The organism is Lysinibacillus sp. NPDC059133 (genome assembly GCF_042755925.1).
In the GTDB taxonomy this organism is placed as follows: domain Bacteria; phylum Bacillota; class Bacilli; order Bacillales_A; family Planococcaceae; genus Lysinibacillus.
On sequence record NZ_JBHZDH010000039.1, the window covers coordinates 1 to 15,601 of the forward strand.

A 15,601-nucleotide genomic window follows, 5' to 3' on the forward strand; every position below is an offset into this window, starting at 1 on the left:
TTTACTGCATAAGACAAAGTTGTATTATAGAGTGTACGGGCAATTTCAAAACGTTTTAATAGAATATCCTTTTGCCATGTATCTATAAGTAACTTGAGCTCTATAACAAAACAATCTTTCTTCCCTTTCGTCATTACCCGTCACTCCTTTCTTTTTTTGATTATTCACAATATACGACATAAACATATGTTCTATAAAGAAAAAAGCACTTCATTCCTCCCACCTCTGAAGAAGTGGGCTTCCTGAAGCTCAATTCTGTGATAAATTTCACTAGATTTGATCCAAATAATCTAATACTGAACATTCCGATTATTTGGTATACTTAAGAAAAGGAGGGGAAAATATGATTAAACAATCGGTTATTGAAAATGTACTTGAAGCTGCCCTTTCAACAGGTGGCGATTTTTCCGAAGTTTTCATCGAGGATAAGTTTGTCAATGAATGTACATTACAAAGTGGAAAAATTGAACAAAGTATTTCTGGACGTGACTTTGGCATTGGTATACGTATTTTTTCTGGTCTTCAGAGCATCTACACTTACACAAACGATTTTTCAGAGGAAGGCTTACTAGCAGCAGCAAAACGAGCAGCACTTGCTATTAAAGGTGGTGCTACCGGAACAATTCAACCACTAATAAAAGACATTATTACGCCTATTCATAACGTTATCATTCTACCAAACAGTGTGGAACATGCTAGAAAAGCAACAATCATGCGGCAGGCTAATGACATTGCTAGAAATTATGATGAACGTATTAGTCAAGTTAAAGTCCGGTATCTTGACGAAGAGCAGCATGTTTTAATCGCCAACTCAGAAGGAAAATTTGTAGAAGATACGCGTATTCATAGTCGACTTGCCATCCAGGCAACTGCCTCCGAGGGCAAAGAAATGCAAACTGGCTTCTATGGTCCTGGCGCACATGCAGGCTTTGAATTTATCGAAAATCTAGATTTAGAGCACTATGCTGGTGAAGCAGCACGTATTGCGGTCACTATGCTTCATGCCGATGAATGTCCTAGCGGAAAATTCCCTGTCATCATTGATAATGAATTTGGCGGTGTTATATTTCACGAAGCTTGTGGTCATGGACTTGAGGCTACTGCCGTCGCGAAAAACAATTCCGTTTTTGCAAATCGTCTTGGTGAAAAAGTTGCCCCTGATATTGTTACATATATTGATGATGGCACACTTCCAAACGAATGGGGTTCCCTTAACATTGATGATGAAGGGGAAAAAACGCGAAAAAACATCTTAATTGAAAATGGAATTTTAAAAGGCTACATGATTGATAAATTTAATGCGCGCCGTATGAATGCTGAACCAACTGGATCTTCACGTCGCCAATCTTATCGCTTCAATCCAACATCCCGAATGACGAACACATATATCGCTCCAGGCACTTCTACACCTGAAGAAATTATTGCATCTACCGAATATGGTATTTATGCAAAATATATGGGTGGCGGGCAAGTAAATCCATCAACTGGTGATTATAACTTCGCGGTTATGGAGGCTTATATCGTAAAGGGCGGAAAAATCGATCGTCCTGTACGTGGTGCAACACTTATAGGCAACGGAGCAAAAACATTGCAGCTAGTTGATCATGTAGGTAATAACCTTGCGCACGGTGCTGGCATGTGTGGATCAATTAGTGGTAGTCTTCCTGTCAATGTTGGCCAGCCAATGATCCGTGTTAGCGAAATGACAGTTGGTGGAACAAAGGGGGAATAATTGATGAACATTGCTGAATATCAAGAAAAACTACTAGATCAAGCGATAGAAGCCGGTTTTAAAGGAGCTGAAGTTTATTTTGAACGAAAAAGCTCTTTTCAATGTATGCTTTACGAAGGACAGATTGATAGCTATGAAACGTCTGAGGATGGAGGTCTCAGTCTACGTGGGCTACATAACGGAAAAATGGGGTACGCCTATACAGAAAAACTAGACGATGATTCGATGTCCTTTTTAATCAACAGTGTAAAAGCAAATGCAGACGTTCTAGATGAAGATGAGGGCATAGATATTTTTGAAGGCAGTAATGAATACACGCCACATGAATTTTACAATGAAGAATTAGAGACGATCGAAATTCCTGAAAAAATTGAGCTGCTACGTTTAATTGAGCAAAAAATTCGTGCCTACGATTCGTGCATTGTAACGCTTGATTACTGTATTCTTGAAGAATATACTACTGAACGTTCTTTAACGAATAGTAAAAACCTTTCCCTATCACATAAGGAGAACGGCCTAGTCATCTTCCTTTCCACAGTAGTTAAAGATGGTGAGGAACTGAAAACGGGTGGCTATTTGAAAATGACTCGTGATTTTCATTCTCTCAATGCTGATGAAATTGCTAAAGAAGCAGCCGAGGAAGCACTTGCGAATCTTGGTGAAAAGTCAATTCCATCTGGAAAATATCCAATCATCCTACGCGCAGACGCGGCAGCATCATTATTAAGTACCTTTATGCCGATACTGTCAGCTGAAAATGCTCAAAAAGACCAATCCTTATTAAAAGGAAAGGTTGGACAAAAAGTGGCGTCAGCGGCTATTACATTGCTGAATGCTCCATTCCATCCCGCCACTTTGTCTGGAGCAAGTTTTGATGGAGAGGGCGTTGCAACAAAAGAGCAGGCAATTATTTTAAATGGCAAGCTTCAAACATTATTGCATAATAGAAAAACGGCGAAAAAGGACGGCTGTAAGACAACTGGGCATGCACATAAAGACTCCTACAAAGGTACTTTATCTATTGCGCCCCAAAATTTATATATTTCGACTGGTAAGAAATCACAAGACGAGTTAATTAACTCGGTTACCGACGGAGTACTTCTTACAGATTTATCAGGGCTTCATTCCGGTACGAATACGGTTTCTGGTGATTTTTCAGTCGCAGCGAAAGGTTTCCATATTCAAGATGGCAAAATTGCATCACCTGTGAAGCAAATGACAATAGCCGGAAACTTCTTTGAGTTCTTAAATAATATCGAAGAAATTAGCTCAGAGCTTTACTTCCTACCAGATGGGTACGGCTCCCCTTCCCTCCTTGTGAAGGAGCTATCAGTGACGGTGGAATAAAACGGAAAAAGATGAGTCACATATTACAGATTAAGCTAGAATATATGGTACTTCTCGGCAAAGCTTTTCGCTAATCATTGCGACAAGCTTTTTGATTGCATTTGATCGGCTTTGATGGAGATATGTCCATCGGCCAACTTCTGATCCAGCTGTTCTAATGAAGAAAATCATCGTCCCTACATTACGATTCGTTTTATAATCTTTGAAATGTAAACCTCTTCATTCGTACTATGAATAATACGTCACTTAAGCGAGGTTACATTTATTATTTCATATAGGAAAACGCCCAATAAAGCTGATGGCATCACCTTCTCGGTTAAATTTTCTTATAGAGGTAAATATATGAAACTTTTTTGCCTATTGGTACGTACTAATTATGCAATGATGTCTATCATGCCAGATTAATATAGGAGGGGTGAAATTTATGAAGAAAATTTGGACTTTGTTTCTTGCAGCGATACTTATTGTACCGATATTGCTGCAGCCAACGACCGCTCAAGCGGCAAAGGCCATCACGATTTATGTGGACGGGGTTCAATTAAAGACCGACCAGCCGCCAGTGATGGTTCAAGGGCGCGTCATGCTGCCGCTTAGAGCAATCTTTGAGGCATTGGATGCATACGTAGATTGGGATCGAAAGAATCAAACCGTTACTGGGATTAAAGGAGGCACAACGGTAGTTCTCAAGATTAAATCGAAGGTAGCTACTATTAATGGCGAGAGAGTTACGCTTGATGTGCCAGCACAGATAATAAATGGCAGAACAATGGTGCCAGTACGCTTTGTTAGTGAAGCGCTTGGTCAGGATGTTGACTGGAACTCGTATAATCAGATAGTATCTATTAACTCTGACACTCCGAGCAATATCAGTATTTCTCCAGCGACCTATGTGTCGGTTAGAGATATTGGTAATCAAGGAGATGGGCGTGACCTGGAAGTTACCTACTCCAAATCGTCTACTGAATCACTTGTGGATCATTACCGGGTTCTCGTTGTGAAGGCTTCAAAAAGCTTTAATCAGGCGTCGGCCCTGAAGGTCTCCGCTTCAAATTATACGAAAGTATCACCTGCCGGCTCGGATCGTTCTATAATATTAACTCAAAGTTCGCGGGATGTGGACGGAGACTATATTAGAAATGACCAGCCTTATGTAGCGTATGTACTTGCAGTTGGAAAAGGTTCTTATTCCAGCGTATTATCGAAATCTTCTCAGAAGATTACCCTAACGAACATGTCTTCGGTTACAGAGGTAACAAATGTGAAAATTAGCGATATTAGCGATTTCGGCGATGGACGCGATATCTCGGTTAGCTTCACTCGTCCGCAGAATGACAATAATATCTCGAATTACCGTGTGTTTATCGTAAAGACTAAGGACGCTAACAATTTCAGCCTTACTAGTGCGAATAATTTATCTAGCAGTTACTATACGACAGTCAATAAATCAGGAAGCAATGGCGGTACGTTGTCAGGAACTCTGACTTCTTCTTCGCGCGACTCTTCCGGTGAATATATTAAGAACGGCGTACCTTATACAGCGTTTGTTCTGTCTGTAAGCAACACAAATTCAGCTGTTAATAAGCTGTCATCTGCTTCTTCGTCAGTAACACTTAATCCAAATACAGTGGCTACTCCTGTTATTACTCAAGTTGACGATGTCAACGACTATGGGGATGGACGTGATCTGCGAGTTAGCTTCAACAAAATATCCAATGAGTCTAACATCAGCTCTTACCGGATCTTTGTTGTAAGAGCTAGCAACTATTCGAACTTCACATTGACGAAGGCGAACAATCTATCCAGCACTTATTACACGCAGGTGAACAAGTCAGGCTACAATATTACTCAGGTTCTCTCTTCAGGCGCACGAGATACAGACGGTTATGCCATTCAGAATGGAGTCAGCTATCGTGTATTCGTAATGGCTGTAGCTACGAACTCAGGAAATAACGTATTATCGTCTGCTTCCAATGCGATTACACTATATAGCAGCAATGTAGGTGCAGTATCGAATCTCAATGCCAGCGATGTGAATGATTATGGCGACGGTCGTGATCTCTCTGTCTCTTTCACTAAAGCAGCGGATGAGTCTAATATTAGTCACTATCGCATTATGGTTGTGCCAACATCGTATTACAGTAACTTCAGTCTGTCGGATGCTAATAATGTATCCAGCAATAATTATACGACTGTGAACAAGTCAGGAAATAACAATTACGGGCTGACGCTCTCGGGAAATGCTCGAGATGTGCGCGGCAATTATATCACTGAAAGAACTAGCTACCGTGTCTATGTTCTCTCGGTAGGCTATGGCAATTATTCCGGCAGCAATGCGCTGTCCGCGCCAACGTCTACGATTACGCTCGGTAAGAACAACAATGTGCAGGCTGTAACCAATCTAAATGTTGCTGATGTAAGTGATTATGGAAATGGCCGTGATATAGAGGTATCGTTCACGAAGCCTTCCGATGAAACAAATGTCAATCAATATCGGATTTTTGTCGTACCGACAGCTTATTACAGCAGTTTCAACCTATCACAAGCCAATAGCAGCTCTTATTACGCGGTTGAGAGCAGGGGTGGGAATAGAACGGTAACTAGGACATTAGATAATGCCAAGGACGTACGCGGCGACAACATTAAAGAAGGCGTTGGCTATCGTGTCTATGTACTAACTGTAGCGAATGGAAATTCTTCAAGCGCCAATGCTCTATCTTCTGATTCGTCGGTGATTACGCTTACTAACAATAAAGCCGTTCAAGCGGTCAGCAATGTTAAGGCAAGCGATGTAAGTGATTTTGGAGATGGCCGAGATTTACTGGTATCGTTCAATCATGCATCTGATGCATCGAATATAAGCGAATATCGAATTATGGTTGTACCTAAAAATAAACCATTCAATGCTGTAATAGCAAGCAACATCCAATTTCCAAGCTATACTGCCGTAAGTACTTCCGGCAGCAATACTAGCCAGGTCCTTAACGATAAGGCAACGGATATAGATGGGAATTCTATCACTAATGGTACGCCATACAACGTCTACGTAGTGTCAGTTGGAAAAGGCAGTTCAACCGGCACATTTACATTGTCTAGCGCTTCGAATGAAGTTACGTTAACCAATTCTGCCGCAGTAGAAGCAGTAACTAATGTAAATCTTTCTACCGCGGGGAATACTGGCACATATAGTGATTTCAGGATTAGCTTTAATAAAGCAAACAAGGAAAACAACGTAAAAGAATATCGAATATTCATGGTTCCATCAGATAAAGTAGAAGGTTTCAAGTTGTCGTTTGCGGATTTGGTCGTTGCAAACAATTACACCTCAATCCGGTCGAACGATAATACTAGCGGTGTATCTTTAGCTTCAATGAATGATGTATATGGTAATGAAATCAATACGTCTATTACTTATCATGCTGTAATAATGACCGTAGCCAATTCAGGAAGTTCAAATGTATTATCTATACCGTCTAATCAGTTGAGACTTTCGCCTAAAAATGCTGATACCCCGACAGAAGAGGTAAAGTCTGCCCCATCTGACACTCAATCTTAAAAGAAAAGCAATACTTCTTCACAGAAGGGACTTCTCAATGGTGCTTCATGGACCATAAGAGGGGTCCCTTCTTGTTTTGAGCATTACAGCTCATTTGTCCTCAATATGAATGACTGGTCTAACTGGCAAAGGGAAATTTAGGATTAGGTGGACATAGATTCATGAAAAAGGTGGTTTAGTGATGAGTAAAATACAATTTGTTGAGGCGCAGGGTCCAAAAGTGTTTACCGAACGGCTGCGGAATATTGTTAAAGAACTGGGAGTCTTGATCCTCTTCGAAAAGAATCATCGCCCGGATCTTATGCTGGAATATACCAGTAAGAATCCGGGCGATGAGGTTTATATTGTCTGATTCAGGCTGAAGTATTTGAGCTGATGAACTTGGCCCAAGGTGTACTAGGTAAGATTGTGGTCAAAACTGAGCACCCTTACTTCATAAAAGAGACTCGCTTTTTTATGCATAAAACTATTTCGATAAATCAATTTTTTTATTTAATAAATAAATAGTCATACCACCAACAGTCATTGACAATAGCTCTCCGATTCCAACCGTAAACCATGTTGCCCAAAACGGAAGATCATAGAGAATTGTTAATTGTCCTGCAACGGTGAACATTGATATAGCAAAAATCAATGCAGTTATAACCATTTTCACAAGATCATTTGTTATATTTTTCGTTACTCTTCGACAAAGAATTAAAACGAGAAATGTCGCAATTCCACCAATAGGTACATCTAATATCCACGTTGGTGACATGAAATTTGCGAGTACTACTCCTAGAGTCACAGCTAATACGTAGCGTTTGTTGTAGAGGGCCAGGTAGTTAAACATCTCCGATAGACGTAATTGAACTGCCCCAAAACTGATGACTGACAATAAAACAGTTACAGCCACATATAAAGCTGCAACGAGTGCCGTCTTTGTAAGCTCAGTTACAGAAGTACGGCTTGAATCTTTTACTATAGATGTATTCAATTTTATTCTCCTTTGTAAAATAGCACATCCGCTATTTTAGTAATAACTACGGCCAAAGGAAGAGAGCTTTTCGCCCTATCTGAAGTGCCGTAGTGCAAGCAGATTTTTGCTTACCTGCGTATTATATCAGAAGAATTTACGATTGAACAATCTTATTTCGTTAGCCAGCCACCATCGATTGGCATAATAGCTCCATGAATATAATCAGCAGCCGAACTTGCTAAGTAAAGTGTTAAATTCGCTACTTCATGTGGTTGTGCCCAGCGTCCAGCAGGCGTTTCATTAGCGACCCATTTGGCCATTTCCCCATCACCTTCAAAATCTGCCTTATTCATCGGTGTTTGAATGGCCCCAGGTGCAATGGCATTGGCGCGAATTCCTTCACGACAATAATCTAAGTCTAACTGTTTCGTATAGCCGACAATCGCATGTTTAGATGCTGTATACGCTGCACCACCACCGCCAGCAACAAGCCCTGCAATAGATGCCATATTAACAATGACGCCTGATTTTCGTTTTACCATATGGGGTAATACCGTATTCGTCACAAAATAAGTACCCTTAACATTGGTATTCATAATTTTATCCCAAAGCGCCTCATCTGTATCAAGCGTTTTTGCAAAGCCATCTAAAACGCCTGCCGTATTTAATAAAATATCTACCTGCATAAAGATTGAAATTGCAGCTTCAAATGCTTGCTCTACATCGTCCTTATTGCATACACTACCTACTTTATAAGCAAATTGTTCAGGGTATTGGTGATGTAGATTTCCTAACCCTTGCTCATCTAGATCAAACCCGAATACTTTTGCTCCATTTTCTAAAAATGCAATAGCTTGAGCTTGACCAATACCTGAAGCAGCCCCCGTCACAAATACCGTTTTACCCTTATATTCTTCAAACGTCATTGATCTCTCTCCTCTAAAAACAAAGAAACCACCTCATTTGAGATGGCTCTTCCGATTAATTAACAATTATCCAATCTTCCGCTAATAAATCACAGACTGTCGGTGTAAACATTGTATAGCCCTCACCACGTACATTAATTAAAAAGTAAGGATTCAAAGCCTCGCCATCATGTTCGCTTTGTCCAACAAGCTTCACATATAATTCAGCACCGCCCCAACCTTTACGAATTACTTTTTCTCCCGCTTTCAAGCGTGGTAAAACCTCTTCAAACGTCATTTAAATTCATCCTTTATTTACATTCTTTATCAGATTAGTATACTGGAATTTATGAATGTTTACAACCTGTACTACTAATATAACTTAGCCCTCAAGCAAAACCGTATAAAGTATTTGTTGCCCATTTATTTCTGCAATGATTGTATAAATATTATTATCATTTGTAGAGAAAATCTTTGTTCCACTTTCCAGTTTAGTAGCATAAAAATCTTTGAAATTTTTAGAGGAATTTGTAGTTTTAATAATTTCCCCTATCTTCTCACACTTCGTATATTCTAATTGTTTCATCGATCCCAAGCTTGTAGCGTTAATATAAATCAAATTATTATACTGAAGAATATCCGCTTGATAATGTTCTGTAAGAATAGATTTCGCAGTGGGATTAGTAATTATAGCCGGTGTACACCCTACCAATACTAATAGTAGTAAATTACATATGAGTATTTTCCTCATAACTTAACAAACACCTTCTTTTTAAAACTACTTGGAACAACTAGAGCTTAATTCAATTTCATCAACATCGCCATTCTCTTACGTTGACATTTCAAACCTTCCGTAATTTTCTCTACTCACCACGCAAACTATTAATTTTCTTTTTCATTTGCACTTGCTCCGTCTTTACTTCAAGCCCATTCTCCGTCAAATAGCTCGTGGCTGGATTACTTGCTAAAAAATTAACTGTTTTCAGTTTTACTTTGTGTCTTGTAATGCTTGCGATAAAATGTGGAATATGTTCAACATTGCTATCCCCCAATAGCTCTAATTGATAAAGAACTATGCTGTCGATGGCTCCCTCCTGATCCCATACAGTTCTATATAACATATAACCAATCGCTTCATTATTCTCGTTATAAAAAACTTTAGCTTCTCCTTGTTTATTACTGTGCCAGCTACATTGCCACGGAACATTGTCCTGATAAAAAGATAAATGCGATAGCTGCTCTGGCCGAATAGTTTCCACATGAATTTCGATTGGCTTCTCTACTTTTGCTTCATATTCACCACTTAAAAATAACAATTGATTTGTAATGGTATAGCCATACTTCTCGTATAACGCAATTGCTACTTTATTCTCTTTTATAGCTTCAAGCGTTGCAACTTCCACATTCTCTCTTTCATAGATGGCGATGGTTTCTTCCATTAAAATACGAGAAACACCTTTACCGCGATAGTCTGGAGAGATACCTGTTCCTCCATTCCAAGATGTTTTCTTACCATCCATTAATCTAAATCCATTTAAAACAATACCAACAGGATTATTATGTTCAAATGCGACGATTGATAGCTCTGGTGATAGACCTTCACCATCAAGTCGGTTTAAAAACACCTCTTCATTCATTTCTATTTGTACAAAATACCCCTCAAAGCCTTTATTCCAAGCTTTTAAAATTTCCGCTAAAGTGCACTGTGAGACTGTTTTTATTTCCATGCTTTTCTCCCATCCCTAGCTTAATTAGAGATACTACCTAAAAGTGGTAGATCTTCTAAAGTTAGTTTTTTTATTATTTCATACCCATTTCCAGGACCATTTGGTTTCACAATAACCATTCCCATATTAGAAATCTTCCCTAATCCAACACCTTCGGGAAAGCTATGGGCAACGATCACTTGGTTTGTACCCTGTGGTGGCTTTCTTTCTAACATCGATTGCAGATTTGATAATATATTTGTTTTTTCAACTAAAGGAATATTTCCACCCAATTTATAAATTTCATATCCAATTGAGTCAATTTGGATATAAGAATAAGGAAATGCAAGCTGTGCCGTTTTAATTGTACGACAAAAAGGACTTACGACTATCGGTGAACTAATCGGAATTTGTAAATGGCGTAGCATTTGTCCAAAGTAAACGGCCTCCCTTCGCCCAAATTCAGACAAATTTCTTTGAGTAGCACAATCTTGGAAGTTTAAATATGGTTGATCTACTCCGACAGTTGCTTGACCATGCCTGGTATACAAAACAAATCCTCCCTTTTTCAATAAATCAAGGATTGATTTATCCAAATATTTCAACTCCCCCTAATAGAATACCATCGATTATTAGTACTATATGAAATGAATGACTCAAAAAATGTAAAAGTGAAAGTTGAACTGCTTTTCGCATAGTGAAGGAGTTATTTCACTGGCAAATATTTCACTTTGCCGATAGCGGACTTAGTTTTAAAAAAATAAAAAAACTTCCTAAATTTTCTGTAGGAAGTCCAGCATTGAACAAAATTCTCGTGGAAATATTCGTTAATATTGTAACGCTTTAAATGAAGGTGATTTCCGTTCCAGGTTTCTCGCCTTCGCTAAAAAACACTTCTTGCTGAAGACGCTTCGCTTTCTCACAGACATACCCCTTTACGGAAGTTTCGTTTTTCACTATAAATTAAAGTAACATGCCATATGAGGGATGTTTGATTGGAGTGGAGGCTGGGCGACTCCTTGGGGATTAGCGGTAGAGGAACGAAGGCTAAAAGCATCACGTCCTGTGATAACGCCTTCGTGACCAACATCGGTGCTGTTGCCGCTGCCGCTTCGCTTTCGCGCAAAAAACATCTGTTGGCCCGAGACCCTGCAGCGAAGCGGATGTTTTCTGTGCGAAAGCGTAGTGCTAACGTAGCGGTAGCAAATGTTTTATCTGTGCGAAAGCGAAGCGGCAGCAACAAATGTTTTATCTGTGCGAAAGCGTAGCGACAGCAACAAATGTTTTATCTGCGCGAAAGCGAAGCGTCAGCGACAAAGCGCCCAGCCGGAACGGAAATCAATCCCACGTTTTGCCGAAGAGCCCTACTTTTATTTCATTAACAAAATAGTTTATCCACCAAAAATAAAACTTCCTACAATTTTTTGTAGGAAGTTTCGAAATTTACTTTATTGGAATAGTTACTATTGCGGTTGTCTCTAAATGTTTTGATGAATCGATAGTAATTTGACCGTCGTACTTATTGACTATTTCATTCACAATAAATAAGCCTTGCCCTCTTATTTTACCACTTTCTGGTTTCTTTGTGGAAAATCCTTGCTTAAATATTTGCCCTGCTTCTGCAATATTTGGTCCAGTATTTGTAACCTTAAATATATATTGTGTGTCATCTGCTTTACAGCAAATTGTAATTTTACGTTGTTCTTCAGGTAATTCATTTGCCGCATCAATTGCATTATCTATTAAATTCGATAAGATTTTGATTAAATCCGTTGTTTTAATTTTATTAAATTCATCCTGAGTGACTGTGAAATCCATTTCAATATTATGATTTTGTGCCGTTAGTTTTTTCGTTTGCAATAAAATCGACAAGCCAGGGTGATCGATATTTAATTTGAGAGAATTAATAGCCTGAACCTCTTTAGACAGTGAAGATAAATATTGTTTTGCCTGATCAGGTTTGTCTAATTGTAAAAATCCATGCAATACTTGTATATGATTTGTGAAATCATGTCTTAAAGAGGACACGGACGTGATTAAAGTTTTAATTTCTGCTTGATATGTATCTTCTGTCGCTTCAACTTCCTCTACCACTTCTTTTTGATACCATCTCTGTAAAAAGAAAACAGAGCCGATCACGATTAAAATGAATACACCATTAAAAATAAAGATAAAAAGATTGTCTTCGACCACTTTTCCCTTAATGCCATTTAATGTGTCTGCACTAATATCAATGCCTAAGTATGCAATAACCTCCCCTGTTTCATCCTTAATCGGTGCACCAACAGTTAAGTAGGAGCCATGTACAGAATCTTGTATTACTTCTGTTGCAAATGTTTCTCCATTATAAGCTTTTTGCACTTGTGTCTCGGGTACTGTACAGTCCATTCCGATATCAAAGCCTTCAACATCACTTGGTAAACCCATAATCATTGCTATGGAGACCTGTGGATTAACAATATCTAATGTATAAACATATAAAGCACCTAATTTTACTCTTGCATCATTTAAGTAGCTTCTCAATTGCCAATAATAATCGTTTTTCTCGGGGTTATCTAAAAATTGTTTGTACGCCTCTACATCAATTAAAGATGCAATAGAAATAGCCGCTTCCAGACTTTGGTTCGCTATTGACTCTTCTACTGTCTTTTTCATTTTTATATAGGAAATAAAAATGTTTAAACTTGTAAACAATACTAATAAGAGAATGGATAGTATTAAAATTAGTTTTATTTTTCGTTTTTTCATACAAACTGGTACTTCCTCATCTATAGACATGAATAATGTCTTAATTTAATTGTACATAAAAAATCGTTAGTCTTAGTTGACATCATATCAAACTTCCATCCAAGGAAACAATTTCATATCTAACAACCCTATTATACTACAGTAAACTTCTTTTTTTATGGTTGTTTAAAATTCATCATTTGCGTAGTGAACCATTCTTCCTGTTGTAATTCAGATGAAGGCCGTAAGATATTTTAGAGAACTTTGAACAACAATGGCTATATACCCCTATACATTAATCTAAAACATACTGTTCCAAATACTATTCAGGATTCTTCGCCTCTCTAAATAAGAATATTAGTTCTTAGTTTATCATCACAAGCAAGTTTTGACTATCACCAACCAACATTTATCTCGTCCTACTTTTTAGACTATATTCTTCCCATCTTTGAAGTGGGAGTCTTCTGTCGGAAAATGATAAAAAGATCAGGCCAATAAAAACCTGATCTCTTCATTATAAGTATTTATTTTTTCCTACTCGATGTCTTTGTCTCATCCTGTACATTTAAAAATTTCGGTCGCTTACGATAACCCGAAGGAGATAGGCGAACTAAAGATTTTTTAATGTCCTGCCAATCTAAATCTGCTCCCATATTTAAATACGGAACACCTAATACTCGCATATTTGCAGTATACATAAGTATGAAAAACACCGAAACGAAGAATCCAAATAACCCCAAAAAGGCAGATGCTAAAACGATGATTATCCTGAGAATACTCATCGCTGTTACGATAGATTGATTGACGAGTGTAAAAGCTGCAATGCTTGAAGTAGCTATAACTACAATCATGGAAGGGCTCGTAACCCCCGATTTAATCGCTGCATCTCCAATAATTAACCCCCCGACAACGCTTATGGAACCACTGATAACATTGGGAAGATGTATATTTGCTTCTCGAAATAATTCAAACATAAAAAGCATCATTAATGTTTCAAGAATAGTTGGAAATGGGAGACCCGTTCTTGATTCAACAACTGTTGCCAATAGGATGGATGGCAATTGCTCTTGATGATAGGTTGAAAGTGCAATCCAGAAACCTGGTAAAAGTATACTTATTAAGATAGCCACTATGCGTAGTAAACGCTCCATAGAGCTTACAATAATCGGATACTCGTTATCCTCACCGGATTTAAAAAGTAACATTGAATTGGCAGGTGTAATAATGGCATACGATACACCATCAACGATGATGATAATGCGCCCTCTACTTAAAGCTTGTACAGCAAAATCAGGACGTCCAGTATAATCATGTCTAGGAAGAATTTTAGCACTCTGCTCAATTCTTTCCATCAATAAATCTCCACTAAATACAATATCCGTATCAACTCGCTGCAGCTGTAATTTTATTTTCTCAAGCATCTTTTTATTTACGACATCTTCAAAATAAAGTACAGCTACGGTTGTTTTGGATCTTTTACCAAGTTCATATGTCTCAACACTTAATGAATTAGTCGGCAATCGTTTTCGTATTAAAGCAATATTGATAAAAACATCCTCAATAAAATCATCTCTCGGACCTTTGACAACTAATTCAAGAGTTGTTTCTTTAGGCTCTCGATTTGGTTTTTTAGCGATATAACTCGAATACAGCAAATTCATATCTTCGAAATAGAGTAAAACATGTCCTTTATAAACTCTTGTAATGGCATCATCTTTACTTGATATTTTCTGAAGATGAGGAACGCGTAAATTGTTTTGTATATGTTCTTCTAACATTTCCTCCGATGTTGCAGTAAATAATGATTGAACTCGTTGCACAATAACGGTCTGCAGTAACCGCTCATTAATCATCGCTTCACATTTTATCAAATGTACTTTATGTTGCTGAAAGAAATACTCTTGGAATATCACATCAGCAGAGCGTTGAAATAGTGACTTCAAAGATTTCAAATTTAACTCTTGTTCCATTGAAGAAATATCCATCATCTCCTACTGAACCAGCTCCAAATTAGTACATTTATGAGTAATAACATAAATACACTTACGGATATTTTCCCCATGCTTTTAAAAAATATTCAAGAATATATGCTGTTTAAAATCTTTATCAGAATAAATTAGCTAAGAAATTCCCAACCTATTATTAGGAAAGATTTATCCAATCAGCTTCTTTAAATTTGCCATTTCAATAGCAGACATTGCTGCGTCATAACCTTTATTTCCTGATTTAGTCCCTGCGCGCTCAATTGCTTGTTCAATATTTTCAGTAGTAACAATGCCAAAAATAACAGGTACATTTGTAGTTAGTGACACATTTGCAATTCCTTTTGCTGATTCATTACATACATAATCATAATGTGTTGTTGAACCACGAATTACCGTACCTAATCCAATAATTGCATCATATTTCTTTGTTTCAGCTAACTGTTTCGCGATGAATGGAACTTCAAATGCACCAGGAACCCATGCTACGTCGATAGAAGTCTCATCTACCCCATGACGCTTTAAACCATCTAATGCACCGTCTAATAATTTACTAGTAATAAATTCGTTGAAACGACCTACTACTACTGCTATTTTTAAATCCGTACCAATTAATTGCGCTTCAAATGTTTTAACCATTTTTAATCTCTCCTCTTTTATTTTGTCTAATCATCATAACGTGGGGTTGATT

The 15,601-nt window shown here is 38.0% G+C and carries 13 protein-coding genes; 4 read left to right on the forward strand and 9 right to left on the reverse strand.

Features of this window, described 5'->3' with window-relative positions; genetic code table 11:
* The first annotated feature begins 343 nt into the window (after positions 1–343).
* The 4 genes from ACFXN8_RS18185 (at position 344) to ACFXN8_RS18200 (ending at position 6,984) form a co-directional block, all read left to right on the forward strand.
* Positions 344–1,732 carry a TldD/PmbA family protein gene (locus ACFXN8_RS18185; RefSeq protein ID WP_386847050.1) on the forward strand — a complete coding sequence of 463 codons (1,389 nt, stop codon included), beginning with the start codon at positions 344–346 and terminating at the stop codon, positions 1,730–1,732.
* A gap of 3 nt (positions 1,733–1,735) precedes the next feature.
* Complete coding sequence (locus tag ACFXN8_RS18190; protein WP_386847052.1) at positions 1,736–3,079, forward strand: TldD/PmbA family protein; 1,344 nt, start codon at positions 1,736–1,738, stop codon at positions 3,077–3,079.
* Between the two features lie 424 nt (positions 3,080–3,503).
* Complete coding sequence (locus ACFXN8_RS18195; protein ID WP_386847054.1) at positions 3,504–6,632, forward strand: stalk domain-containing protein; 3,129 nt, start codon at positions 3,504–3,506, stop codon at positions 6,630–6,632.
* A 181-nt stretch (positions 6,633–6,813) separates the two neighbouring features.
* Positions 6,814–6,984 (forward strand): hypothetical protein, encoded by a 171-nt coding sequence (locus tag ACFXN8_RS18200; RefSeq protein WP_386847056.1) that lies wholly within the window; start codon positions 6,814–6,816, stop codon positions 6,982–6,984.
* Between the two features lie 114 nt (positions 6,985–7,098).
* Here the strand turns inward: ACFXN8_RS18200 and ACFXN8_RS18205 are convergent, their stop codons facing one another.
* The 9 genes from ACFXN8_RS18205 to ribH all read right to left on the reverse strand — a co-directional run bounded on the left by ACFXN8_RS18205 (position 7,099) and on the right by ribH (position 15,549).
* A complete protein-coding gene (locus ACFXN8_RS18205) occupies positions 7,099–7,608 on the reverse strand; it encodes a QueT transporter family protein (RefSeq protein WP_386847058.1) in 510 nt (169 codons plus the stop codon).
* A 152-nt stretch (positions 7,609–7,760) separates the two neighbouring features.
* Positions 7,761–8,516 (reverse strand): 3-oxoacyl-ACP reductase, encoded by a 756-nt coding sequence (locus ACFXN8_RS18210; protein ID WP_386847060.1) that lies wholly within the window; start codon positions 8,514–8,516, stop codon positions 7,761–7,763.
* 55 nt (positions 8,517–8,571) lie between these two features.
* On the reverse strand, positions 8,572–8,793 hold the full coding sequence (locus ACFXN8_RS18215; RefSeq protein ID WP_386847062.1) for a DUF2829 domain-containing protein: 222 nt from the start codon (positions 8,791–8,793) through the stop codon (positions 8,572–8,574).
* An 84-nt stretch (positions 8,794–8,877) separates the two neighbouring features.
* Positions 8,878–9,246 carry a hypothetical protein gene (locus ACFXN8_RS18220; protein ID WP_386847064.1) on the reverse strand — a complete coding sequence of 123 codons (369 nt, stop codon included), beginning with the start codon at positions 9,244–9,246 and terminating at the stop codon, positions 8,878–8,880.
* Positions 9,247–9,358: 112 nt separating this feature from the next.
* On the reverse strand, positions 9,359–10,222 hold the full coding sequence (locus tag ACFXN8_RS18225; protein WP_386847066.1) for a GNAT family N-acetyltransferase: 864 nt from the start codon (positions 10,220–10,222) through the stop codon (positions 9,359–9,361).
* A 20-nt stretch (positions 10,223–10,242) separates the two neighbouring features.
* Positions 10,243–10,797: a histidine phosphatase family protein gene (locus ACFXN8_RS18230; RefSeq protein ID WP_386847068.1), complete on the reverse strand. Its 555-nt coding sequence runs from the start codon at positions 10,795–10,797 to the stop codon at positions 10,243–10,245.
* An 847-nt stretch (positions 10,798–11,644) separates the two neighbouring features.
* Positions 11,645–12,949, reverse strand: coding sequence for a sensor histidine kinase (locus ACFXN8_RS18235; RefSeq protein WP_386847070.1), 1,305 nt, complete (start codon positions 12,947–12,949; stop codon positions 11,645–11,647).
* Positions 12,950–13,452: 503 nt separating this feature from the next.
* Positions 13,453–14,898, reverse strand: a complete 1,446-nt coding sequence (locus ACFXN8_RS18240; protein WP_386847072.1) for a spore germination protein — start codon at positions 14,896–14,898, stop codon at positions 13,453–13,455.
* Positions 14,899–15,081: 183 nt separating this feature from the next.
* Positions 15,082–15,549 (reverse strand): 6,7-dimethyl-8-ribityllumazine synthase, encoded by a 468-nt coding sequence (gene ribH, locus ACFXN8_RS18245; protein ID WP_376073415.1) that lies wholly within the window; start codon positions 15,547–15,549, stop codon positions 15,082–15,084.
* Positions 15,550–15,601 lie beyond the last annotated feature (52 nt).